The sequence below is a fragment of the Teichococcus globiformis genome, assembly GCF_042646265.1.
GTDB lineage: Bacteria > Pseudomonadota > Alphaproteobacteria > Acetobacterales > Acetobacteraceae > Pseudoroseomonas > Pseudoroseomonas globiformis.
Genome location: NZ_JBHRTN010000029.1, coordinates 242,391 through 264,322 on the forward strand (window position 1 = coordinate 242,391; position 21,932 = coordinate 264,322).

The 21,932-nt window shown below is 66.3% G+C and carries 23 protein-coding genes; 11 read left to right on the plus strand and 12 right to left on the minus strand.

All coding sequences use genetic code 11. From position 1 onward, the window contains the following. The first annotated feature begins 81 nt into the window (after positions 1–81). Positions 82–903 (plus strand): IclR family transcriptional regulator, encoded by an 822-nt coding sequence (locus tag ACFOD4_RS21975; RefSeq protein ID WP_379599856.1) that lies wholly within the window; start codon positions 82–84, stop codon positions 901–903. 6 nt (positions 904–909) lie between these two features. On the opposite strand, the gene ACFOD4_RS21980 is transcribed toward ACFOD4_RS21975, so the two are convergent. Beyond that, entirely contained in the window at positions 910–1,332 is a 423-nt protein-coding gene (locus tag ACFOD4_RS21980; protein WP_379599857.1) for a DoxX family protein, read from the minus strand. A 210-nt stretch (positions 1,333–1,542) separates the two neighbouring features. Between ACFOD4_RS21980 and ACFOD4_RS21985 the strand changes: the two genes are divergently transcribed. Next, a complete protein-coding gene (locus tag ACFOD4_RS21985) occupies positions 1,543–2,268 on the plus strand; it encodes a DUF1428 domain-containing protein (RefSeq protein WP_379599858.1) in 726 nt (241 codons plus the stop codon). Positions 2,269–2,392: 124 nt separating this feature from the next. On the opposite strand, the gene ACFOD4_RS21990 is transcribed toward ACFOD4_RS21985, so the two are convergent. Genes ACFOD4_RS21990 through mscL form a run of 3 tightly spaced genes read right to left on the minus strand, consistent with a single transcriptional unit; the run spans position 2,393 to position 4,762 of the window. Continuing rightward, positions 2,393–3,109: an SH3 domain-containing protein gene (locus ACFOD4_RS21990; protein ID WP_379599859.1), complete on the minus strand. Its 717-nt coding sequence runs from the start codon at positions 3,107–3,109 to the stop codon at positions 2,393–2,395. A gap of 38 nt (positions 3,110–3,147) precedes the next feature. Next, positions 3,148–4,290: a transporter substrate-binding domain-containing protein gene (locus tag ACFOD4_RS21995; protein WP_379599860.1), complete on the minus strand. Its 1,143-nt coding sequence runs from the start codon at positions 4,288–4,290 to the stop codon at positions 3,148–3,150. A gap of 22 nt (positions 4,291–4,312) precedes the next feature. Continuing rightward, positions 4,313–4,762 carry a large-conductance mechanosensitive channel protein MscL gene (gene mscL, locus ACFOD4_RS22000; protein ID WP_379599884.1) on the minus strand — a complete coding sequence of 150 codons (450 nt, stop codon included), beginning with the start codon at positions 4,760–4,762 and terminating at the stop codon, positions 4,313–4,315. Between the two features lie 177 nt (positions 4,763–4,939). Between mscL and ACFOD4_RS22005 the strand changes: the two genes are divergently transcribed. From ACFOD4_RS22005 to ku, 4 genes are all read left to right on the plus strand, one after another. Continuing rightward, entirely contained in the window at positions 4,940–5,185 is a 246-nt protein-coding gene (locus tag ACFOD4_RS22005) for a type II toxin-antitoxin system CcdA family antitoxin (protein ID WP_379599885.1), read from the plus strand. Positions 5,186–5,188: 3 nt separating this feature from the next. Continuing rightward, positions 5,189–5,506 (plus strand): CcdB family protein, encoded by a 318-nt coding sequence (locus ACFOD4_RS22010; protein WP_379599861.1) that lies wholly within the window; start codon positions 5,189–5,191, stop codon positions 5,504–5,506. A 95-nt stretch (positions 5,507–5,601) separates the two neighbouring features. Continuing rightward, entirely contained in the window at positions 5,602–8,097 is a 2,496-nt protein-coding gene (gene ligD, locus ACFOD4_RS22015; protein ID WP_379599862.1) for a DNA ligase D, read from the plus strand. Then, positions 8,094–9,023 (plus strand): non-homologous end joining protein Ku, encoded by a 930-nt coding sequence (ku, locus tag ACFOD4_RS22020; protein ID WP_379599863.1) that lies wholly within the window; start codon positions 8,094–8,096, stop codon positions 9,021–9,023. Before ligD ends, ku begins: the two co-directional genes overlap by 4 nt. A gap of 92 nt (positions 9,024–9,115) precedes the next feature. On the opposite strand, the gene ACFOD4_RS22025 is transcribed toward ku, so the two are convergent. Next, positions 9,116–10,105, minus strand: coding sequence for a Bug family tripartite tricarboxylate transporter substrate binding protein (locus ACFOD4_RS22025; RefSeq protein WP_379599864.1), 990 nt, complete (start codon positions 10,103–10,105; stop codon positions 9,116–9,118). Between the two features lie 35 nt (positions 10,106–10,140). Further along, positions 10,141–11,430, minus strand: a complete 1,290-nt coding sequence (locus ACFOD4_RS22030; protein ID WP_379599865.1) for an FAD-dependent oxidoreductase — start codon at positions 11,428–11,430, stop codon at positions 10,141–10,143. 188 nt (positions 11,431–11,618) lie between these two features. On the opposite strand from ACFOD4_RS22030, the gene ACFOD4_RS22035 reads away from it, so the two are divergent. The 5 genes from ACFOD4_RS22035 (at position 11,619) to ACFOD4_RS22055 (ending at position 17,056) form a co-directional block, all read left to right on the plus strand. Next, positions 11,619–12,833, plus strand: a complete 1,215-nt coding sequence (locus tag ACFOD4_RS22035) for a D-alanyl-D-alanine carboxypeptidase family protein (RefSeq protein ID WP_379599866.1) — start codon at positions 11,619–11,621, stop codon at positions 12,831–12,833. Between the two features lie 115 nt (positions 12,834–12,948). Further along, positions 12,949–13,152, plus strand: coding sequence for a hypothetical protein (locus tag ACFOD4_RS22040; RefSeq protein WP_379599867.1), 204 nt, complete (start codon positions 12,949–12,951; stop codon positions 13,150–13,152). Continuing rightward, on the plus strand, positions 13,149–14,681 hold the full coding sequence (locus ACFOD4_RS22045) for an MDR family MFS transporter (RefSeq protein ID WP_379599868.1): 1,533 nt from the start codon (positions 13,149–13,151) through the stop codon (positions 14,679–14,681). Before ACFOD4_RS22040 ends, ACFOD4_RS22045 begins: the two co-directional genes overlap by 4 nt. A gap of 135 nt (positions 14,682–14,816) precedes the next feature. After that, positions 14,817–16,127 (plus strand): NAD(P)/FAD-dependent oxidoreductase, encoded by a 1,311-nt coding sequence (locus ACFOD4_RS22050; RefSeq protein ID WP_379599869.1) that lies wholly within the window; start codon positions 14,817–14,819, stop codon positions 16,125–16,127. A gap of 68 nt (positions 16,128–16,195) precedes the next feature. Continuing rightward, positions 16,196–17,056 carry an alpha/beta fold hydrolase gene (locus tag ACFOD4_RS22055; RefSeq protein ID WP_379599870.1) on the plus strand — a complete coding sequence of 287 codons (861 nt, stop codon included), beginning with the start codon at positions 16,196–16,198 and terminating at the stop codon, positions 17,054–17,056. Here the strand turns inward: ACFOD4_RS22055 and mnhG are convergent. The 6 genes from mnhG to mbhE all read right to left on the minus strand — a co-directional run. Further along, on the minus strand, positions 17,050–17,430 hold the full coding sequence (mnhG, locus tag ACFOD4_RS22060) for a monovalent cation/H(+) antiporter subunit G (RefSeq protein ID WP_379599871.1): 381 nt from the start codon (positions 17,428–17,430) through the stop codon (positions 17,050–17,052). The genes ACFOD4_RS22055 and mnhG overlap by 7 nt on opposite strands. Next, positions 17,427–17,711 (minus strand): K+/H+ antiporter subunit F, encoded by a 285-nt coding sequence (locus tag ACFOD4_RS22065; protein ID WP_379599872.1) that lies wholly within the window; start codon positions 17,709–17,711, stop codon positions 17,427–17,429. Before ACFOD4_RS22065 ends, mnhG begins: the two co-directional genes overlap by 4 nt. Beyond that, positions 17,708–18,193 (minus strand): Na+/H+ antiporter subunit E, encoded by a 486-nt coding sequence (locus ACFOD4_RS22070; protein ID WP_379599873.1) that lies wholly within the window; start codon positions 18,191–18,193, stop codon positions 17,708–17,710. The genes ACFOD4_RS22065 and ACFOD4_RS22070 overlap by 4 nt, the downstream gene beginning before the upstream one ends. Then, entirely contained in the window at positions 18,190–19,821 is a 1,632-nt protein-coding gene (locus ACFOD4_RS22075) for a monovalent cation/H+ antiporter subunit D (protein ID WP_379599874.1), read from the minus strand. The genes ACFOD4_RS22070 and ACFOD4_RS22075 overlap by 4 nt, the downstream gene beginning before the upstream one ends. Further along, positions 19,818–20,162 (minus strand): Na+/H+ antiporter subunit C, encoded by a 345-nt coding sequence (locus ACFOD4_RS22080; protein ID WP_379599875.1) that lies wholly within the window; start codon positions 20,160–20,162, stop codon positions 19,818–19,820. Before ACFOD4_RS22080 ends, ACFOD4_RS22075 begins: the two co-directional genes overlap by 4 nt. After that, positions 20,162–21,932: hydrogen gas-evolving membrane-bound hydrogenase subunit E (gene mbhE / locus ACFOD4_RS22085; protein WP_379599876.1), on the minus strand; the 1,771-nt coding region annotated here is incomplete at its 5' end. The genes mbhE and ACFOD4_RS22080, both read right to left, overlap by 1 nt.

The window sequence follows — 21,932 nt, forward strand, 5'->3', positions numbered from 1 at the left end:
GTCTTTTTCGCTGGACGACAAAATGTGCGAAGGACTTTCATTCAGCGGAAAACTTGAAGTAATCTGCCTTTGAAATACGCAATGGAAGCCATCGTGCTGGATCCTGGCGGTAGCTTGCGTCGTGCCTTCGGGCTGCTCCGCCTCCTGGGTGAGGGGGGAGCTGCGGGACTGCGTCTCACCGAGCTGGCACAGGCGGCCGCACTGCCTCCCGCTACAGTGCACCGCCTGATGCGCTTGATGATGACGGAGCGCCTCGTGACGTTTGATCCCGCCAGCAAACATTATCGGCTCGGGCTGGAGCTTTTCCTGCTGGCGGCGCAGGCAAGCAATCCTCTCGGCCTCCGGGATCTGGCGAGGCCCGGTTTGCTGCGCCTGACCGCTGAGCTGAACGAGACGTTGTTCCTGCTGGTGCACAATGGCTACGATGCGGTCTGCATCGACCGTTCCAGCGGCCCCTGGCCCATCCGAAGCTTCACGGGCGATATCGGGGGACGCGTCCCCCTCGGCATGGGACAGGGCTCAGTCGCCATCCTGGCCTTCCTGCCCGACGCCGAGCAGGATGAGATCATCCGGCACAACACTCCGCGCCTGCGGCAGCTCGCCCCGTTCAGCGAGGGCTGGCTCAGACGCGAACTGCTTCGGGTCCGGTCGGAACAGGTTTCCGGCGGGCTTTACCCCGTCAATCCTGGCATGGCCGGACTGGCGGTACCGATCCGAGACGGCACAGGCCGGGCAGTGGCTGCGCTGAGTATCGGCACCACGGCTGAACGCCTCGATGCCGAGCGACGAGCCGGCGCCCGCGAGGCGCTTATGCGGGAGGCGGCCCTTGTGGAAGCTGGGCTCAACCCCTTTGATCCCAGCCTGCACCGCGCGGCTGCGGCAATGGAGCCAGTGTCCCGGTGAAGCGGTTCAGCGTGCCACACGCTGAAGGCTGCCGGTTCCCTTGCCCAGCTGGAAGGCTCCGCCGCCGGCAACGAAAATGTACAGGAAGACGAAGCAGTAAAGGATGGCCGCATCGCCGCCATTATTCACCGGAAAGAAGCTGCGCGGCGCATGCGCCATCCAGTAAGCCACCGCCATGGTGCCGGACATGATGAAAGCGGCGGGACGTACCCAGATGCCCAGCAACAGCATCGCGCCGCCCACCAGTTCGATGACGCCGGCGAGGCCTGGCATGGACAGCATGGGCGGCACGTTGCCCCCGGCAGGAAAACCCAGCAGCTTCTGCGTGCCATGTGCCATGAAGATCAGCGCGGCCACGATGCGCAGCAAGCCGAGCGCGCGTTCTCGCCAGGCAGTTCCGAGCTCGAAGGACGTCTTGGTGTCTTGCACGATCCACTCCTTTTCCGGTGCAACAGGTGCGAAGCTGGCTCCACCTGTTCGCAACGGTACCATAATGACCTGTCATGGCCAGGAATGCGACGTGGCTCCACACGATGATCCAAGCAGTCTGAAAAATCGCCAATTGTGTTGATATCAACGTTTATTCATGCAACAGCTGTCTTGCCCGAGTGGGCTGGGAGCTGAGGAAGGAAAACAATCATGACCTATCTGGATGGCTTCATTGTCGCTGTGCCACGCGCGAACAAGAACATCTACTTGCGCCATGCATCGGAGGCTGCCTCGCTTTTTCATGATTTCGGTGCAAGCCGCCTGGTCGAGGCGTGGGGCGACGACGTGCCGGAGGGTCAGCTTACCGACTTCCGGCGTGCTGTGTTGGCCAAGCCCGAAGAAGACATCGTCTTTTCCTGGATCGCCTATCCAGATCGTGAGCGCCGTGATCAGGCGGGTGTCAGGATCATGCAGGATGCCCGGATGAAGGCAATGGCCGAGGCGATGCCCTTCGATGGCAAGCGCATGATTTATGGAGGATTCAAGGAGATCTGGCAAAGCGGCCCTGGAGGCACGATGGGGTATGTCGATGGAAGCCTGGTTCCGGTGCCCCGGAACAATCGCCAGGCCTATCTCGAGTCCATGGCAGCAGTGACCGAGGTCTTCCTGGAACACGGCGCCACTCGCATCGTGGAAGCCTGGGGCGACGACGTTCCGGATGGCACCTTGACCGACTTCAGGCGCGCTGTGCTGGCTCGGCCCGAAGAGTCGGTTGTTTTCTCCTGGATCGAATGGCCTTCGCGCGCGGCGCGGGATGCCGCCTGGCCGAGGATGATGGCTGATCCACGCATGCAGCCCAGCAGCAACCGGCCTTTCGATGGCAAGCGCATGGTCTTCGGCGGCTTTGCGCCTCTCCTGGACACTGCGCCGGGCTGAGGCAGTCCGGTGTCGCTGGCGCCGTCGCTCCAACAGAGTAGGGGTTTCTCCCACTGTTCGGACCGACTGGAACAAGGCGCAGCGTGCAACAAGGCTGGATCGTCACATCGGCTGCGCCAAGCCTTCAACGCATCAGGCTGTTGTGCATCCAGCCCCAGGGTTGCTGTGCATCGCCCACTTGCAGCCAACCGCCTGAGGCATGGCCATAGACCTTCACGGTGGTGCCGGAGGGCACGATGCGCAGCAGGGCGCCGCCACCATTCGGATGGGCGCGAAGATTGCCATTCTGTCGCAGCGTCGCCGTTTCCTGCGGTGCTTCAACAGGCGGGACCAGGGGCGGAGCCGCCGGGCCCGGCGAAACCGGGGCAGGTGGGACAGGTGCCCGCGCTTCCGCAGGCAAACGATCGGGCACCGGAGGCATGGGCGGTGGTGCACCAGGACGTTGCCCGGGCAGCGGGCCGCCATCCTCGTAGCAGCGCAGCAACGTTTCCACGAAGACGCGCGAGGCGGTCGGGCCTGAGGTGGCAACATGCTGCTCAACGGCGAAGCCGCCTTCGCGCGGGGTTACCACGGAAACAAACAGCGTGAAGGCGCTCGCTGCCCCGGCATCCTGCAGGTTGACCTGGCCGCACACGGCCGTGGCGCCATCTCGCGCCTGGCGGTAGGCGTGAACGCCCCGCAGCACCGTTCCGGTGCCGCCAAGGCCGCGCAACTCGGCCTCAGCGGCCTGACGCGCGGCCACCATGGCCGTGTCATGCTCAGCCCCATCCTGGCTGTCGCAGCCGGCAAGCAGAGCGGCCGCCAGCAACCCGGACGTCCTGGCCCATCTGCCCAGGCGCATTGATCCCTCCGTCAACCTATTCTGCGGGTCCGTGCCGCTCAGGGCGCGGTGTCGCGCCCGAGGTAACGGAACCGGGTCTGTTGCCACCACTCGCTCCGCAGGGTTTCCAGCAAGGCCACGTCGAGCGCGACGCGGATGCTGTTTTCCGGTGGCAGCGCGATGGCGTAGTTCTGGCTGTCGAGGGTGATCGGCAGCAGATCCAATTCTGGGAAGTCCTGCTGAATCGTCCAGCCCATCAACGGCCGGTCATAGACGAATGCGTCGACACGGCCTTCGCGCAAGGCCCGGAGGCCGAGGTCGAGCCGGTTCACGCCATCATGGGCGATGCGTTGCGACTTCAGGAAATCAATGGTGGATGAGCCTTCCACCGCACCCACCCTCAGGGTGCGAAGGTCCGCGGCGTTCCGGACCAGCCCTTGCAGGCGCTGTGTTGTCAGGGTCGATGTGATGCCGGCAATGAACACGGCGATGGTGACAACCGATGCCACCATCCAGATCACTGCAAGAATGCGCCCCGGCAGTGAACGCGGCCCGTCCTGCGCCGCGCCCGCCTGCGTCATCGCCACGGCGGACCACCAGGCTCCGGCAATGAAGCCTTGCAGCGCTCTCCCGCCGTAAGGGGGATTCTGCCGGCGCTCGAACAGCCAGATGAGGATGCCGACGCTGAGCACGATGCCGAGCAGGATCAGCACTCCCTGCAGGAAGCTCAGTGATAGGAATGTGCGGAACACCGGCAGCCAGGCAGTCGCGCCATTGTCACGGGCCACGGCGACACCGAGCCCCGTTGCGAAGAAGGGCTGCGTGAAATCCATGATCTGCCGCCGCGCCGCGGTGACGGTGAGGGCCGCGGCCGCGGCATCAACCTCGCCCCGTGCCACCGCTTCGATCACCGCCTGCACCGTATCGTACTCAACAAAGCGGAAGCGCAGGCCAAGTCCCTGTGCCACACGGCGCCAAAGGTCGATGCTGATGCCTTCCCACTCGCCGGAGGCGGCCTTCATGGAGAAGGGCGGGGTGTTGCGCGTGGCGATGACGAGTTCGCGTTGCGGCAGCGGACCGGGCGCGGCCGGGGCAGGTTGCGCCGCCGCCGTCGCCGCAGGCAGCAGCATGGCCAGCACGACGAGCCGAACCAGCAGACCACCGGCCCACCCGGCAAGGCGACGAGGCCTGCGACGCTGCATCAGATGGCGCCGCCTCGCCGCATCAGACTGAAGGACGACGCTTGAGCTCGTCACGGATCTCGGCGAGCAGGACCTCCGTTGGGGTGGGGCCGGGCTTGGCCGCATCCTGGCGAAGGCTCAGCCTGGTCATGGCCCGCACGACCCAGAACACTGCAAAGGCCACGATCATGAACTTGATGATGGCGTTGATGAACAAGCCCACGCCCAGCGCCACGCTACCGGCCGCGCGGGTTGCCTCAAGAGTTGGCAGCCGTTCGCCACTGATCACCACGAACAAGTTGGAGAAGTCGATGCCGCCGATCAGCAGCCCGATGATCGGGTTGAAGATATCTTCCACCATCGAATTGACGATGGAGGTGAAGGCAGCACCGATGATGATACCGACCGCGAGGTCGATGACATTGCCCCTGGTGACAAAGGCCTTGAACTGGCCGAACCACCCCGGGGTCCATTGTTTGGCAGTGGAAGACATCGCGGGCTCCCGCAAATGCGTGTGAATTGCGGCACCATAGGTTGCGTAACGGAGTCTTTCCAATCGGGCATGAGCGTCGCTGTGACATCATGATTGCGTGATGTCCGAGCAAAGATTCAAAACCCTTTTCACCCGCGCCCTAATGCGCATACTATGCGCATAGTCGGAGGCTGTATGATGGGGCATCAGGGTCCAGCCCGGAAGAGGGCTGTGAATCTCTCTTTGAACGATGAACTAGTGCGGCAGGCACGGCTCTACACCGGCAATCTCAGCGGAACGCTGGAGATTTTGCTGGAGGACTTCGTAGCCCGGGAGCGGGCGCGCCTGCGCCAGGAAGACGCGGCGCTGGACCGGGTCGTGCTGGCCCTGGGCGCCTTTCATGCCGAGCAGGGTCTGCTGTCGGACGAGTTCTCCGAACTGTAAGCCATGGCGCAGTTTGATGTTCACCCCAATCCTGGCCGCCAGCGGGACAACGTTCCCTACGTGGTGACGCTGCAAAGCGCCCGTTTTGACCGTGCGCCGACAAGGCTGGTGGCCGCACTGATCCGGGGCAGTGCCCTGGCAATGGAGGCGCACTATCTCGCACCCCGCTTCACCGTGCTGGGACAAGAGGTGGTGCTGGATGTCTTCAATATCGCGACCGTCCCCGTCGCGCGGCTCGGCCCTCCAGTCGCCGCGCTCTCCGATGAACAAAGCCGCGCCCAGCTGACCCGCGCGCTGGACGAGTTCCTGACCCAGGCCTGAGGCTCCTTCGCCACTGGTGCGAAGAAACCATCCGATCCGCCACGCTTTGCCTCGCTCATGCGCCCCCTGGTTGGGCGCAGCGAGGAGTCGTCGCCATGGCTTCAGGAGCATCCGCCACAACCACGCTGGACACTTACCGGCGCCGGCGCGACTTTTCCCGCACCAACGAGCCCAGCGGGCAACGAAGCCGTGTCAGCCGTGGCAAGCAGCTGCGCTTCGTGGTGCAGAAGCACGATGCCAGCCGGCTGCACTTCGATTTTCGCCTGGAGCTGGATGGCGCACTGAAAAGCTGGGCGGTGACCAGAGGTCCCAGCCTTGATCCGGGGGACAAGCGGCTGGCCGTGCAGGTGGAGGATCATCCGCTTGATTACGCGAGCTTCGAGGGCACCATCCCCAAGGGTGAATATGGCGGCGGCACGGTGATGTTGTGGGATCGTGGACATTGGCACAGCGACGACGCCGATCCAGGCGCGGCTCTGGCTGCCGGCAAGCTGAAGTTCCACCTGCGGGGTGAGCGCATGACGGGCGGGTGGACGCTGGTCCGCATGCGCTCGCGCAAAGGCGAGAAGCAACCGCAGTGGCTGCTGATCAAGGAAAAGGACGAGGCGGCACGTCCTGGTGAGGGCACGGCGCTGATCGACGCGGAGCAGAGTTCAATTGTCAGCGGGCGCTCCATGGCCGAAATTGCCGGAGCGCAGAAACCTGCCCGCGCAACCGCGCGAACGGTCCGCAGGGCATCCGGCGCCCCGCCTTTCCTGGCGCCGCAGCTCTGCACCAGCGCAACCGTGGCGCCATCAGGGTCGGAATGGGTGCACGAGGTGAAGCTCGATGGTTACAGGCTGCAGGCCTGCATCTCAGGCGGGCGGGCGAAACTGCTGACGCGCAACGGCCTGGACTGGACCAAGCGATTTCCGGATACCGCGGCGGCGCTGGCCGAACTGCCCGACGCGGTGCTGGATGGCGAGCTGATCGCGACCGATGCCGAGGGCCATCCCGATTTCGCCGCGCTGATCGCCGCCATGGAGCGGGGGCGCACGGAAGAATTGCGCTACATGGCCTTCGACCTGCTGCGGCAAGGCAATCAGGACCTTCGCGCAGAGCCCTTGCTGGCTCGCAAGGCGGCGCTGCGCGACCTGATCGAGACTGCACCCCGGGAGGTGGCGGACCGCCTCGGCTATGTGGAGCATTTCGAGGCAGCCGGCGCTGCCATCCTCAACTCCGCCTGCCGCATGGGGCTGGAGGGTATCGTCTCCAAGCAGGCCGACGCCCCCTACACCGCGGGCCGTGGTGGGAGCTGGGTGAAGACAAAGTGCCGCGGCAATGATGAGTTCGTGGTTGGCGGCCATGGCACGGGGCCGAAAGGCAACCTGACCCTGCTGCTGGGTGCTTGGCGGGAAGGCGAGCTGGTGTATCTGGGGCGCGTCGGCTCCGGCATTTCCGGCGATCGGGCGCGCGAGCTTTCCAGGCGCATGAAGGCCCTCGGGCGGGAAGAGCCGCCTTTCGGCCGGGGGCTCGACTCAGCGGACAGGCGCAAGGCGCGCTGGGTCGAGCCGCGCCTGGTGGCCGAGGTGGATTATGCCGGCTGGACTGGCGATGGCCGGATCCGCCAGGCGTCCTTCAAGGGTTTGCGCGAGGACAAACCTGCCGAGGAGGTGCATCCACCCGGCCCGCTGGCGGGCCAAGCGCCAACACGGTCACGCAAGAGCGGCAACAGCGTGGCTGGCATCCGGCTGAGCAATCCCGATAAGATCCTGTGGCCGGAAGAAGCCGTCACCAAGCGCGACCTAGCCGAGTATTATGCCGCGGTAGGCCCCAGGCTCCTGGATTACGCCGGCCACCGCATGGTGGCCTTGCTGCGCGCGCCGGACGGTATTGGAGAGCAGCGCTTCCTGCAGCGCCACCCGGGCCCCGGCAGCTCGGCCTTGTTGCAAAGGGTAGCACTGAAAGGCGAAGCGCGGCCGTTCCTGGCGGTGGAAAGCGTGGAGGCCCTGGTGGCCCTGGCCCAGTCCGGCGTGCTGGAGATCCATCCAGGCGGCGCCTCGACCCGCGATCTGGAGCATCCCGACAGGCTCGTATTCGACCTGGACCCCGATGAAGGGTTGGCGTTCAGCCACGTGGTCGAGGCGGCGCAGGAGCTGAAGGACAGGTTGGAAGCCCTGAAGCTCGCGGCCTTTGTGAAGACGACGGGCGGGAAGGGGTTGCATGTCGTGGTGCCGCTGCATCCTCGCGCCGACTGGGCCGAGGCGAAAGGCTTTTGCCATGCCTTGTGCGCCGTGATGGCCGAGGAGGCACCCCGGCGGTACACCACCAACCTAGCGAAGAAGGCCCGCAAGGGCCGCCTGTTTCTGGACTACCTGCGCAATGACCGCACCGCCACGGCCGTGGCCGCATGGTCCCCTCGCGCGAGGGCGGGTGCCACCGTGTCGGTGCCGCTTGGCTGGTCGGAGCTGACGCCAAGGCTCGATCCGCGGCACTACACCCTTGCAACAGTTCCAGCCAGGCTGAACCATCCCGATCCATGGTCCGGCTACGAGGCAGCGGCACGACCGTTGCCGAGGCTTTCCGCCAAGCAGCGAGGAAAACGCCCGTGAATGATCGTCCGGTGTGGCGGGGCACGTTGCGCCTCGCCCTGGTCTCCTGCCGCATCGCCCTGTTGCCGGCCCGGCAGGAGCGCAATGCGCTGCACTTCAACATGATCAATCCCAAGACCGGAAACCGTATCCGCAACAAGGCGGTGGACGCCGTCACCGGCCGGGAAGTGGAGCGCAGCGAGCTGGTGCGCGGCTTCGAGGTGGAAAAGGACGAGTACATCCTTTTCAGCGACGAGGATTTCGACAAGGCCCGGATCGAGAGCAGCCGCACCCTTACTATCGCCAAGTTCGTCAAGCAGGGCGAGATCGGGCCGCTCTATTACGAGAACGCCTATTACCTCGTTCCGCAGGAGGATGAGGGTGCGGATGTTTACGTGGTGCTGCGCGAGGCGCTTCGCAAAAGCGGCATGGTGGCGCTGTCGCGCCTGGTGCTGTTCCGGCGGGAGCGCCCGGTAGCCATCCTGCCCATGGATCGCGGACTGGTGCTGCACACGCTGCACGAGGAAGGCGATCTGCGCGACGCAGCCGAAGCCTTTGCCGAGGTGCCACGCTCCTCGCCCGAGGCGGAGATGGTGAAGCTGGCGCAACAGCTGATCCAGCGGCAGACCTCCGAATACGATCCGGCAGATACGGAAGACCGTTATGCCAGTCGCCTGCGCGCCCTGATCGAGGAACGGCGGCAGGGCCATGAACCGTCCGACGAGCCCGAGGAGGAGGAACCCAGCGGCAATGTCGTGGATCTCATGGCCGCGCTGCGTGAGAGCCTGAAGCAGGGAGGGCGCGGCACCTCGAAGGCGGTCAGAAAAGCGCCTGCCAAATCATCTGCTCCGAAGAAATCCGACGGCTCAAAGCCGTCGTCGCGAAAATCCGGTGCGACCAAGCCAGGCACAGCCAAGGACAAGGATCGTGCGCGCAAGCGGGCCTGATCGGCCGGTCAGTGGGCTCATGCTGCGCGCCGCAACGTGCATCAGCGGCCTGCTCCGCTCGCGGCGCCGCGGCCGCGAAGCGGCTTCCCTACCTATTGCACCCTGATGTCCCGCTCTTTCACCAGGGTTCCCCAGCGTTGAAACTCCTCCGGCAGCAGGGCGGCGAAGTCGGCGTTCGAACGGGTGGCCGGCAAGGCGCCGAACGCGCGGATCTGTTCGCGCACCGTCTGGTCAGCCATGGCCTCGGCCAGCACGGCCGCAACGCGGGCGGCCGCATCGCTCGGCACCCTGCCAGGTGCCAGCATGCCCTGCCAGCCATCCACTTCCATGTTCGGAAAGCCGGCTTCAGCCAGGGTCGGCACGTCGGGCAGCTCCGGCAGCCGTCCCGGACCCGCCACGCCCAATGCCCGCACGGTCCCGGCCTGAAGGTGCGGTAGCATGGTGGAGAGGGTGAGAAAGCCCAGATCGACCACCCCGCTCAGCAGGTCCGGCAGCAACACGCCTTCGCCGCGATACACCACCGGCTCAATCTCGACCCTGGCCTGCCGGTTGAACAGCTCTGCAGTCATGTGGGACAGGGTGCCATAGCCGCTGTTGGCAGCACTCAGCCTCCGTGGCTTCACCCGGGCCGTAGCCACCAGCATCTTCGCATCGATAAAGGGCGAGGAGGCAGGAACCACCAGCAGAAACGGTGTTGAAGCAATCTGCGCCAGAGGCATGAAGTCCCGCAGCACATCATAGCCGGTCGGCTGCGTCTGGAGATGCGGCACAATGGTCATGCTGACGCTGCCGAACAGCAGGGTATGGCCGTCTTCCGCCTGTGCCGCCGCGGCCGTGCCGATGATGCCGCCGGCGCCTGCCCGGTTCTCCACCACCACGGCCTGTCCCAGCCTTGGCGCCAGCACCCGCTCCGCCAGCATGCGCGCCAGTCCGTCGGCTGGTCCGCCGGCGGCAAAGGGCACGATGATGCGAACCGGTCGGCGGGGCCAGGCATCGGTGGCGCGCGCGGGAAGGATGGTCATGGCGGCCACGGGAAGAGAAAGGCCGGTTTGCATGAGGGCCCGGCGGCGGATCTGGGTCATGGTGTCCTCCGGAAGGCACTTGTCGGTCCGCGGGATCAATCGGGCAAGTAGGCGCCACCTTCCCGCAGCTTGCGCCGCAGGATCTCCGGGATGACCTCGCGAGGGCCGGCCTGACCTGACGCCGCCATCGCTCCCGCCACGCCGGCGGCCTGACCAATCGCCATGGTGGTCGGCATCACCCGTACGGAGGCGTGCGCCGCATGGGTGGCGGAAATCCCGCGCCCAGCCACGAGGGCGTTGTCCAAACCCGCCGGCAACATGCAGCCATACGGTATCTCATAGCTTCGGTCTCCGCCGAAGGTTTCGAAATGCAGTCCGGCGCCTTGGGCAGGGTGGATGTCCATAGGATAGGCGCCCACGGCAACAGCATCGGGAAATCGGCGGTCCGCGCGCAGATCCTCGGCGGTCAGCACATAGTCGCCCTGCACGCGCCGCGACTCACGGATGCCGAGCTGGGCCGCCAGCGCGACCAGCCGCCCTGTATCGCAGCCTGGCACATGATCGCGCAAAAATCGCGCGGCGGCGAAGGCCTGCCGGCGCCCCTCCATCTCGCCGGCGCTCAACGCGAAAGGATCGGTGGCATCGAGGCTGACGCGGCTGATGTTGAACCAGCCGTCGCTGCTGCCAGGAATGCGGCTCTGATGCAGTGCCGCACGGGCCAGGGCGCCACTCGCCACACCCTGGCGTGAGAGGGCCTGGCGCTGCTCGGTGCTCATGGCATCGAACACGGTGTAGTCGATCGGGCCGAACCGGAACATCATGGTGGCCGGCTGCATCGCCTCGGCCGGATCGAGCGGCAGGAATTCCGCGCCCGCCCTCGCCAGCAGATCGAGATCGCCCGAGGCATCGATCACCACGCGTGGGCGCACTGTCACGGGCCCGGCTTTGGTCAGCACGGTAACGGCTTCGATGCGGCGGCCGGCCCGCTCCACGCCGAGCAGGGTCGCGTGGAACAGCACGCGCGCTCCTGCCTCGATCACCATCCGGTCCAGCACAAGTTTCAACGCCTCGGGATCGTAGGACACCTGGTCCATGGGGTGACCGGTGGACATGGTAAAGCGGGTATGGCCACCCGACGCCCCCTCCTGCCCAAGGCGCTGCACGATCTCTTCGGCCGTACCCCGGATGACCTGGCGTCCGGCGGCGGTTTCCCAACCCACGAACTGCCCGACGGCGGCGGCCGTGGCGCTGCCACCGAGAAAGCCCCATCGCTCAACCAGCAGGGTGCTCGCGCCCGCCCGTGCCGCTGCAACCGCTGCCACGCTCCCCGCCATGCCGCCGCCACAGACCAGCACGTCGGCGATAAGGTCGGCTCGGTCCGGCATGTTCTCCTGATCAGCTCCCTTAAGCTCAGTGGAAGCAGAGTGCGGGGATGGCTGCCTAGGGTCAAGTTTGGGTCGGCCGCAGGCTCTGGTTCGCTCAGCGCCTCTCTGAACGCCTGCTCTTAAGTTCTTGAACTTGGGCTGGTTCTAGGCGTAAGCCAGACCTTAGTCCTTGCTTGGAGAACTTCTCGATGCCGTTGCGCCGCGATCTGCTTGGCGGTGCCGCCGTGATGCTGGCCGGCGCCACCCTGGCCAGCCCCTTGGTGGCCCGGACTACGCCCAGGGGGCGTGCCGGACAGAGCCCCGCATCGGGCGAGCCGATGACGCCCGCGCAGTCCCCGCTCGGCCCGCTCGACACCCCGGCCAAGCAGGTCATCTTGCTGGACGCCGACACGGGCACGGTGCTGCTCGACAAGGGGGCGGGTGAACGGATGCGGCCTTCCTCCATGTCGAAGTTGATGACGGTCTACGTCGTGTTCGACATGCTGAAGCAGGGCCGGCTGCGGCTGGATCAAGCCCTGCCGGTGAGCGAGGCCGCCTGGCGCAAGGGCGGCTCCAAGATGTTTGTGGAACTGGGCAGTAGCATCACGGTGGACAACCTGCTGCGCGGCGTGGTGGTACAGTCCGGCAACGATGCCTGCATCGTGCTGGCCGAGGGCGTCAGCGGCAGCGAGGACCAGTTTGCCGTGCTGCTGAACGAGTACGCGCAGCGTCTTGGCATGAAGGACAGCACGTTCCGCAACGCGACGGGCTGGCCCGACCCGGAACACCTGACCACCTGCCGCGACCTTTCCCTCCTGGCAAGGCGCCTGATCTCCGACTTTCCGCAGTACTACAGCTATTTTGGAATTCCATCCTTCGAGTGGAACGGCATCAGCCAGGCCAATCGTGACCCGCTGATTGGCCGCGTGGCTGGCGCCGACGGCATGAAAACCGGGCATACGGAAGCTGCGGGCTACGGGCTGGTCGGCACGGCGAAACGTGGCGAGCGACGCCTGATCCTGGTGACCAATGGTATGACCTCCATGAGGATGCGAGGCGACGAGAGTGCCCGCCTGCTCGAATGGGGCTTCGCCAATTTCGAGAATGTAGCGCTGTTCCGCGCGGCGGAAACGCTGGAGGAGGCACCCGTGCATCTGGGCACGCGACCGACCGTCCCGCTGGTGGCAGGGCGCGACATGGTTCTGACCATGCCGCGCGCGTGGCGTCGCGATCTGTCGGTGAAGCTCCGCTACAACGGCCCGCTGCCGGCACCGGTGATCAAGGGACAGGAAATTGGCAGCATCGAGGTTGCGCGGCCGGGCGCCGAGCCTGTCATGCTGCCCCTGCTGGCGGGGGCGGACGTGCCGCAGCTGGGCTTGATTTCCCGCCTGCCGGCGGTTCTGGGCAGCCTCATCCCGGGCTGAGGCGGAGGCATCGGCCTACCAGACCGCAACGGTGCCCTGCCCATTCTGGTTTAAGCGGCATGGTGCGGTGTTGTACCGGGGCCCCGGCCCTGACCGGCGGGAGGAAAGGGATGCGATGCGCCTGATCATGGCCGGGATGCTGGGCATGCTGCTGTTGGCCGGTTGCGAGCGCGGCCGCCCGATGGAGCGGACCGGCGAGGCGCTTGATCGCGCCGGCAGCCGCACCGGCACGGCACTTGGCGGCGCGGCGCAGGCCACTGGCGGCGCGCTCAGCCGGGCCGGCCACTGGATGGAACAGCGCGTCGAACCGGCGCGGTGAATCAGCCTCAGCCCCCCGGGGACCGCGAACTGGACGCGGCCAACCGGCCCCCGGTCCGGACGGTGCTGGCCGGCGCGCTGCTGACCATGATCCTGGCAGCGCTTGACCAGAACATCGTCAACACTGCCTTGCCGCGGATGGCCGCGGATCTGGGCGGAATGGCCCACCTGTCCTGGGTGGTCACCGCTTTCATGCTGACCTCCACGATCACCACCCCGCTTTACGGCAAGCTGTCTGACATGCTGGGCCGGCGGCGGTTGTTCTTTGTCGCCATCCTGCTCTTCCTGGGTGGCTCGCTGCTGAGTGGCTCAGCGCAGTCCATGGGTCAGCTGATTGGCTTTCGCGCCCTGCAGGGGATGGGAGCGGGCGGGCTGCTGGTGCTGTCGCAGGCGGCGATCGGTGACGTTGTTTCGCCGCGTCAGCGACCCCGTTATCAAGGGCTGTTCACCGGCACCTTTGCCCTGGCCAGCGTTGCCGGGCCGCTGCTCGGCGGCGTGATTACCCAGTCCTTGTCCTGGCGCTGGGTGTTCTACGTCAACCTGCCCATCGGAATCCTCGCGCTGACCATGATCGCCATGGGCCTTCGCTCCGCGCCTCCCAGCAAGGGAGCGCGCCGCCCTGTGGATTGGCTCGGCGCCCTGCTGCTGGCGGGCGCAACCGCTGCCCTGCTGCTGCTGCTGACCTGGGGAGGCGCGGAGTTCGCGTGGCTGTCGGCGACGAGCCTCGGCCTGCTGGCCGCATCCTTCGGCCTCTACGCCGCCTTTGCCTGGCGCGAGGCGCGGGCGCCTGAGCCGCTGATCCGCCTTGCCCTGTTCCGCAACCCGGTCTTCGCGCGGGGCGTGGCGGTCGGTGGCATGATGACCTTCGCGATGATGGGCTCAACCGTCTTTCTGCCGCTCTACTTCCAGCTTGTGCTGGGCATGGAGCCGGCGCGTGCCGGGGCCATGTTGCTGCCGCAGGTGATCGGGATGCTGCTTTCCTCGGTGCTGGGAGGTCGCATTGTTGCCAAGCTCGGCCGGAACCGCCCCTTTCTGCTTGCCGGTCTGGGGTTGGAGGCGGTGGCCCTGGGCAGCCTTGCCGGCTTCGCGTGGTGGAGCGCGTCGCCCTGGGTGTTCCTGATCTCCATGGGCATGCTAGGGCTGGGCATGGGCATGGGCATGCCCAATCTCACTGTTGCGGTGCAGAACGCCGTGGCGCATCGCGAACTCGGTGCGGCCACAGGTGCCATGACCTTTCTGCGTTCGCTCGGTGGAGCCGTGGGCGTAGCAGCCTCCGGAGGGATCCTTGGAACCAGGCTGGCGGCTTCCCTTCAGGCGCTGGGCGGCCAGCTCGACCTCGCCGCGCTGACCGAGCGTGGCACGGTGGCGATGGCGGCCTTCTCCCCGGCGCAGCAGGCCGCGGTCGCTGATGCCTATCGAACAGCGCTGACCGGGAGCTTCCTGTTGAGCGGCGTGGTAATGAGTGCCGCCTTTCTTCTGGTGCTTGGTCTGCCAGAGCGGACGCTGCGCGACAGGATCGAGGACGAATAGTGTTCCCGGCCCTGCCGCGGCTGCACGAGAGCGTGGCCTGGATGGCAGGCCCTGTTCGAGCCCGTGACAGCATGATTACATTCACTGGCGGCCATTGCCGTGCTGACCGGCCCTGCCCTGCCGAAAGGAACCAGATTGCCTAGCCCAACCGCTCCGATGCAGTCGACCGAACCCTTCTGGTGGGAGGCAGCCCCATTGCAGCCGGCGCTGCAGCAGCGCCCCGTTGAAGACAAGGCCGATGTGGTGGTGGTGGGAGCCGGATATACCGGGCTCAGCGCGGCCATCACCTTGGCCCGGGCCGGCCGCAAGGTGGTGGTGTTCGACAAGCAGCGCCCAGGCGAGGGCGCCTCCTCCCGGAACGGCGGCATTACCAGCGGCAATCTGCGCCTGAGTGTCAGCGAGATGACGGAGCGCTTCGGCGCAGAACGTGCCCTGGCCATCCAGGCCGAGGCCAAGGCGGCGCGCGAGGATCTGTACCAGTTCATCGAGGCCGAGGAGCTGGATTGCGACTTCGCGCTGACCGGTCGCTTTGCCGGTGCCATTTCGCCGGATCGCTATGACAGCCTGGCGCGGGAAGCGGACCTGCTGCGGCAGACGCTCGGGATCGAGGCCTATCCCGTTAGCCGCGCGGACCAGCGTGACGTACTCGGCACTGCCCTCTATCATGGAGGCAGCGTCCGCATGGATATTGGCGGGCTCCACCCGGCCAAGCTTCACGCCGGGATGCTGCGGCTCGCACTGGAAGCCGGCGTCAGCCTGCATGCCGAGACCGGCGTGCTCGGCCTTCGCGCCGAGGGCGAGAAGCACGAGGTCGAAACGGCCCGTGGCCGCATTGTCGCGGATTGCGTGGTCAGCGGCAGCAACGGCTACACCGATGCTTCCGATCCTTGGCTGCGTCGCCGCTTGGTGCCGGTTCGCAGCCGCATCATTGCGACTGCTCCGCTCAGCCCGAACATGATGGGCGCCCTGATGCCGCGCCGCATGATGTGCAGCGACAGCCGCAAGATCAGCTTTTATTACCGTCCTTCGCCGGACGGGACGCGCATCCTGTTCGGTGGCCGCGACGGCACCATCGCCGGCGATGCCGGTTGGCCCACCGAGTTCCTGCGCCGAAATCTCGTCGAGATCTTCCCCGAGCTCGGTGATGTGCCGATCACCCATAGCTGGTTCGGCCATGTGGCCATGAACCGGGACATGGTGCCGCGCATCTTCTCGCGGCATGGAGTCCGGTACGCGGCGGGTTATTGCGGTTCCGGCGTGGTCTGGGCGCGTTGGGCGGGGCAGAAGGTGGCGTTGCAGATCCTGGGTGGCGACGGCACGTCGGCGCTGGATTTCCGGCCGCCATCCGCAGTGCCGCTCTACAATGGAAAGCCATGGTTCATGCCGGCGGTCTTCGCCTGGCTGAGTTGGCAGGACCGTCGTGCTGCCCGTGCCCGCGGGGGCTAAGCCGGGCTGGGTTTGCATACCCGGCGCTTCGGAGCAAAGCTGCTCTTCCACGGTGACAGGAGGGCATCATGCGCGCACGCATCCGCGGCACGGAAATCTATTTCGACGTCGAGGGGATGGGATTGGTGCCCGATGGGCCGCGCATGCGGGAGCGCCCGGTCGCCCTGGTGCTGCATGGCGGCCCGGGCGGCGACCATACCGGTTTCAAACCCGGCTTCTCACCCCTGGCCGAGCGGATGCAGCTCGTCTATGTCGACCATCGCGGCCAGGGGCGTTCGGCCAAAGGCGATCCGGAACTCTACCACCTCGACGAAAATGTCGAGGATCTGGAGGCGTTGCGGCAATATCTTGGCCTCGGGCCGATTGTTTCCATCGGCACATCCTATGGCGGCATGGTGGCCATGGCCCATGCGGCGCGTTACCCGGCCGCGGTGTCCCACCTCATCTGCGTGGTCACGGCCGCGCATAGCGGCTTCATCCCCAGGGCTCAGGAGATCGTCGCGGAGCGCGGAACGGCGGAACAGAAACGTGTCTGTCAGATGCTGTGGGATGGCGCGCTGGATACGGTCGAGAAGGTGCAACACTATTATGCGGTGATGGGCCCGCTTTACTCCGTCCGGCACGATCCTGCCGCGGCCGAGATCTCCCGGGCGCGCACACTGCCCGAGCCCGAGGCGCTGAACCGAGCCTTCCGCCCCGATGGCTTCCTGCGGAACTACGATCTGCGTCCCGAGCTGTCCCGCGTCACTGCCAAGACCCTGATCCTGGCCGGCGCACATGACTGGATCTGCGCGCCTGAATTCTCCGAGGAGATCCACCGGCTGATTCCTGGATCGGACCTGCGCATCTTCGCCAACAGCAGCCACTCCATCCGCGCCGACGAACCCGAGGCGATGATGGACGCGATCAAAGGCTTCATCGTCTACTGAGAAGCTTTCTCCGGGATGCCGGACCCGCGGCGCGGCAGGGGCGGCGGCACGTCCCCGCCTTCTAGCCGGTCGCGGTGAAGGGAGGCGCGTGCCACCAGCATCAGCGTCACCGGCGTGGTGATGACGACCACGATGCCGATCAGTACTTCATGCAGCACCAGACGCGACTGCGACACGGTGAAGAACAGCATCGACGCCATCAAGGTCAACGCGAGGCCGGAAGAGGTGGCGATGGTTGGCGCGTGAACGCGCTCATAGAAGGTGGGCAGCCGCAACAGGCCGATGGCGCCGATCAGCGTCATTGCCGCCCCAGCAAGCAACAGCAGGGACACGATGACTGCGGCCCAGAGGGGAATGTCGGCCAGTTCGTTCATTCGATCACCTCGCCCCGCATGAGGAACTTGGCCAAGGCGGCGGTGCTAACGAAGCCTAGGAGGCCGATCACCAGCGCCGCCTCGAAATAAAGGTCGGTGCCGGCGCGGATCCCAAGCGTCAGCAGCAGCAGCATGGCGACAACGTAGAGCGTGTCCAACCCTACCACCCGGTCCTGCGCACGGGGGCCACGCGTGACGCGCCAAGTGGCGCACAGGCATGCCGCACTCAGCATGCCCTGCGCGATGAACAGGCTCCAGGACAGCAGCAGGGCTGCGCTCATGCGAAGATCTCCAGCAGCGGTTGCTCGTAACGGTCCTGGATGATGCGCACCCAGATCTCGGCCTCGGTCAGATCCAGCACGTGCAGCAGCAGAATGCCCTCCTCCGTGTCGAACTCTACCCAGGCGGTGCCGGGCGTGGCCGTCAGGATGATGGACAGGATGGCCAGGGCACGGGGGTCCCGCAGCCGCAGCGGCACGTGGACGAAGCCCGAGCGGCGATTGGGTCGCGGCCTCAGGATAACCCGCGCCACGTCCCGGTTGGACCGCAGAATATCCATGAACACCAGCTGGACCAGGCGCAGCGTCGCCACGGGGCGGATCAGCCTCGGGCGACCGGTTCTCAGGACAGCGAACACGAAGCCGCCGCCCAGAGCCAGCACCAAGCCAACAAGGGCCGGTCCCGGTGCCGCAGTCTGGTTCAACAGCAGCCACATGGCGAACAGCGCCGCCGTGAGAAGCGGGTGTGGCAGCAACCGGCTCATGGCGCGCGCTCCATGGCCTGCGGACCCATCACTTGCCGCACATAGTCCTGCGGTGCGTGGAGCGTGGCGGCGGTCGCCTGCATGTAGCGCATCACCGGGCCCGCCGCCGCTGTCATGGTGCAGCAGATCAGCAGCAGGGCCAGCACGGGCGCGATCTCGATCACGCCGATGCGGGGCACGGAGCGACCGGAATTGGCCCACAGGCTGCGGATCCCGGCGCGTGTCATGGCCAGCACCGTGGCCAGACCCGACAACACCAGGGCTACCAGAAGCGCCCAGCCGCCCGGAGAAATGGTGGACGGACCCTCACCGAGGCCCGAAGGGTTGAGGATGCCGCTGAGCATGGCGAACTTGGCCAGGAAACCTGAAAGTGGCGGCAGGCCGGCCAGCAGCAGGGCGCAGCCGAGAAAGCTGATGCCGATCAGCGCCATGGTTGCGGGAATGGGCACCGCCACCTCTTCCTCGCCAAAGGCATCCTCTTCCTCGCCGTCGCCGAAGGCCTCCAGCGTTACGGCCAGGACGTCGGCGCCAACATCGCGGCCGCGTTCCATGAGTTCGATCAGCAGGAACAGCGCGCCCGTGGCGAGGGCTGAACTCGCGAGATAGAACAGGGCGCCGGCTGTCACCGTGAGCTGCCCCGCCCCTACGGCGGCCAGCAGTGTGCCAGAGGAGATCAGCACCCCCGCCCCGGCGAGCCGCGACAGATCCTGCGTTGCCAGCACGCTGACCGCCCCGAACCCGATCGTCGCGATGCCGCCGATCAGCAGGAAGGTTTCTCCGAAGCCGGCGGAGTCACCCGCCTCGGCCCCGAACAGCAGCAGCGAGATGCGCAGGATCGCATACACGCCGACCTTGCTCATCAGCGAGAAGATTGCCGCGGCCGGCGGCGAGGCCGCGGAATAGGTTGGTGCCAACCAGAAGCCGAGGGGCCACATCGCAGCCTTGACCAGGAAGGCAACGGCGAGGATGGCGGCTCCGGCCTCCAACAACGGCCGGTCCTCGGCCGGCAGGTAGGGAATGCGCGCCGCCAGATCCGCCATGTTCAGCGTTCCGGCGATGCCATAGATCATGCTGACGCCGATCAGGAACAGCAGCGAGGCGGCGAGGTTGATGGCGATGTAGTGCAGCCCGGCCCTGACCCGCGCCACCCCCGAACCGTGCATCGCCAGCCCGTACGACGCCGCCAGCAGCACCTCGAAGAAGACGAAGAGATTGAACAGGTCGCCCGTCAGGAAGGCACCGTTCAGCCCCATGAGCTGGAATTGGAACAGGGCGTGGAAATGCGATCCCATGCGCTGCCAGCGTGTGAGGGAATAGGTCAGAGCGGCGAGGCCGAGCAGCGCAGTCAGCACCAGCATCAGGGCGGAAAGCCTGTCCACCACCAGCACGATGCCGAATACCGCCGGCCAGTCGCCCAGGCGGTACACTGTGGTGAGCCCGCCGCCATCACCTCCCTGATGCGCCAGGGTCGCCAGCGCGATGGCGATCACCAGCAACGCCAGCGCCGAGGCGATGCCGAGCGCAGAGCGCAGCCTTCCCCGCTGGTCGTCCATCGTGATCATGACGGCGCCTGCAACCAGGGGCAGGGCGATCGGCGCGATGGCCAGATGTTGCAACCAGAAATTCATTCGCCGCGCGCCTTGCCGTCCACATGGTCACCGCCGGTGAGGCCGCGGGCCGCGATGATCACCACCAGCAGCAGCGCCGTGGTGGCGAAACCGATGACGATGGCAGTCAGCACCAGCGCCTGGGGCAGGGGATCTGCGAAATGGGCCGGATCGCCGGCCATGCCGGGCTCCAGCACAGGCGGGCGGCCTACCGGGAAGCGCCCCATGCTGAAGATGAACAGGTTCACGGCGTAGGACAGCAGCGACAGGCCGATGATCAGCTGAAAGGTGCGCGGACGCATCAGCAGCCAGATGCCCGACCCGCCCAACATGCCGATGGCGATGGCGAGGACCAGTTCCATCAATCGTCTCCTGCCATGAGTTCGCCCGGCCTGGCGCGGGCCGGTGGCATCGCCGTGGCGATGGGCGGCGCGGCGCGCTGGCTGCGGACCGACTGGTGAGCGATGGCGATCAGGATCAACACCGTCGCGCCGAAAACAAGGCCGAATACCCCAAGGTCGAACAGCACCGCGCTGGCCATTGGCAGCTTGCCCAGCACGCCCAGATCGGCATAGGCGAAGTACGAGGTGAGGAAAGGCTGCCCGAAGATCAAAGCGCCGAGGCCGGTGGCGGCCGCGATCAGCAGGCCGAAGCTCATCCAGCGCAGCGGATGCACACGCAGATGATCCTCTACCCAGCGCGTGCCGCCCGCCATGTACTGCACCAGAATGGCAATCGAAGCCATCAGGCCGGCCGCGAAGCCACCGCCGGGAAGGTCATGCCCGCGCAACAGCAGGAACACCGACACCAGGCCGATCACGGGAAACAGGAGCTTCATCGTGACGGAGGGAATCAACAGCCAGTCGCGTGCATCGCCCTGCTGCTGTTCCGGGACGCCGATGCTTTCGGGAGCGGGGCGGAAACGACGCAGCAGCGCGTAGACCGTGAGTGCCACGATGCCGACCACGGTGATCTCGCCCAGCGTGTCGAAGCCGCGGAAATCGACCAGGATGACGTTCACCACGTTGGTGCCGCCGCCTTCCGTATAGGCGCGTTCCAGGAAGTGGCGGGAAATGCCTTCCGGCGAAACGCGGGTCATGGTGGCGTAGGAGATGCCGGTGAGTCCCGCTCCGGCGAGCACAGCGATGGTCAGGTCGCGGTAGCGGCGCAGCCGGGGGCCGATCGCGTCGGAGCCAGGCCGCTCGATCCGCTTGGGCATCCAGCGCAGGCCGAGGAGCAGCAGCACGGTTGTTACAACCTCAACCAGCAGCTGCGTCAGGGCTAGGTCCGGCGCGGAGAACCAGACAAACGTCATGCAGGTCACGAGCCCGGCGCCGCCCAGCATGGTGAGCGCGGCGAGCCGGTGGTACTTGGCCTGATAGGCCGCACCGATGGCGCAGGCTGCACCGATCGTCCAGATGAGCGCGATCACTGGGTCGATGCGGCTCAGCTCCACTTGCCCCAGCCCAAGGCCGCCCATGGCCAGAGCCAGATACGCCGCGAGGGCCGCAACGCAGACCATCAGCCGCAGCTGCATCTGCAATCCCGTGGTGCCCAGCAGCCGCTCCAGCGTTCGCGCGAAGCGCCAGGACAGGAAAACCATGGCCTGATCGAAGATGCGGCGCCCGTCGAGCCCACGCATCAGCGGCGTGCCCTCGACCCCGGCGTTCAGGTGCCGTTGCAGCAGTCGGTAAAGCAGAACACCTGCCGCGAGGGCGAAGATGCTCATGACCAGCGGCAGGTTGAAGCCGTGCCAGACCGCCAGGCTGTAATACGGCGTTGCATCGCCGAGCACGGATCGTGCCGCGACGTCCAGAAAGGGGCCGATGGTTGCGGCCGGCAGGATGCCGACCACCATGCAGCCGAAGACCAGCACCTCCACCGGCAGGCGCATCCATTGCGGCGGCTCGTGCGGCGTTTTCGGCAGATCTGTCGCATCCGGACCGAAGAAGGCGCCATGGATGAAGCGCAGCGAATAAGCGACGGCGAAGATGCCTGCCAGGGTGGCGGCAACCGGCAGCGCGCTGTGCAGCAGGGTGGGGGTCGAGGCCGCGGTCAGTGCCTCGGTGAAGAACATCTCCTTGGAGATGAATCCGTTCAGCAGCGGCACGCCGGCCATGGCGGGGGGCGCC

Coding starts and splice junctions, on each gene's coding strand:
- ACFOD4_RS21975 (WP_379599856.1), top strand. CDS start 82: ATGGAAGCCATCGTGCTGGATCCTGGCGGTAGCTTGCGTCGTGCCTTC.
- ACFOD4_RS21985 (WP_379599858.1), top strand. CDS start 1,543: ATGACCTATCTGGATGGCTTCATTGTCGCTGTGCCACGCGCGAACAAG.
- ACFOD4_RS21990 (WP_379599859.1), bottom strand. CDS start 3,109: ATGCGCCTGGGCAGATGGGCCAGGACGTCCGGGTTGCTGGCGGCCGCT.
- ACFOD4_RS21995 (WP_379599860.1), bottom strand. CDS start 4,290: ATGCAGCGTCGCAGGCCTCGTCGCCTTGCCGGGTGGGCCGGTGGTCTG.
- mscL (WP_379599884.1), bottom strand. CDS start 4,762: ATGTCTTCCACTGCCAAACAATGGACCCCGGGGTGGTTCGGCCAGTTC.
- ACFOD4_RS22005 (WP_379599885.1), top strand. CDS start 4,940: ATGGGGCATCAGGGTCCAGCCCGGAAGAGGGCTGTGAATCTCTCTTTG.
- ACFOD4_RS22010 (WP_379599861.1), top strand. CDS start 5,189: ATGGCGCAGTTTGATGTTCACCCCAATCCTGGCCGCCAGCGGGACAAC.
- ligD (WP_379599862.1), top strand. CDS start 5,602: ATGGCTTCAGGAGCATCCGCCACAACCACGCTGGACACTTACCGGCGC.
- ACFOD4_RS22025 (WP_379599864.1), bottom strand. CDS start 10,105: ATGACCCAGATCCGCCGCCGGGCCCTCATGCAAACCGGCCTTTCTCTT.
- ACFOD4_RS22030 (WP_379599865.1), bottom strand. CDS start 11,430: ATGCCGGACCGAGCCGACCTTATCGCCGACGTGCTGGTCTGTGGCGGC.
- ACFOD4_RS22035 (WP_379599866.1), top strand. CDS start 11,619: ATGCCGTTGCGCCGCGATCTGCTTGGCGGTGCCGCCGTGATGCTGGCC.
- ACFOD4_RS22040 (WP_379599867.1), top strand. CDS start 12,949: ATGCGCCTGATCATGGCCGGGATGCTGGGCATGCTGCTGTTGGCCGGT.
- ACFOD4_RS22055 (WP_379599870.1), top strand. CDS start 16,196: ATGCGCGCACGCATCCGCGGCACGGAAATCTATTTCGACGTCGAGGGG.
- mnhG (WP_379599871.1), bottom strand. CDS start 17,430: ATGAACGAACTGGCCGACATTCCCCTCTGGGCCGCAGTCATCGTGTCC.
- ACFOD4_RS22065 (WP_379599872.1), bottom strand. CDS start 17,711: ATGAGCGCAGCCCTGCTGCTGTCCTGGAGCCTGTTCATCGCGCAGGGC.
- ACFOD4_RS22070 (WP_379599873.1), bottom strand. CDS start 18,193: ATGAGCCGGTTGCTGCCACACCCGCTTCTCACGGCGGCGCTGTTCGCC.
- ACFOD4_RS22075 (WP_379599874.1), bottom strand. CDS start 19,821: ATGAATTTCTGGTTGCAACATCTGGCCATCGCGCCGATCGCCCTGCCC.
- ACFOD4_RS22080 (WP_379599875.1), bottom strand. CDS start 20,162: ATGGAACTGGTCCTCGCCATCGCCATCGGCATGTTGGGCGGGTCGGGC.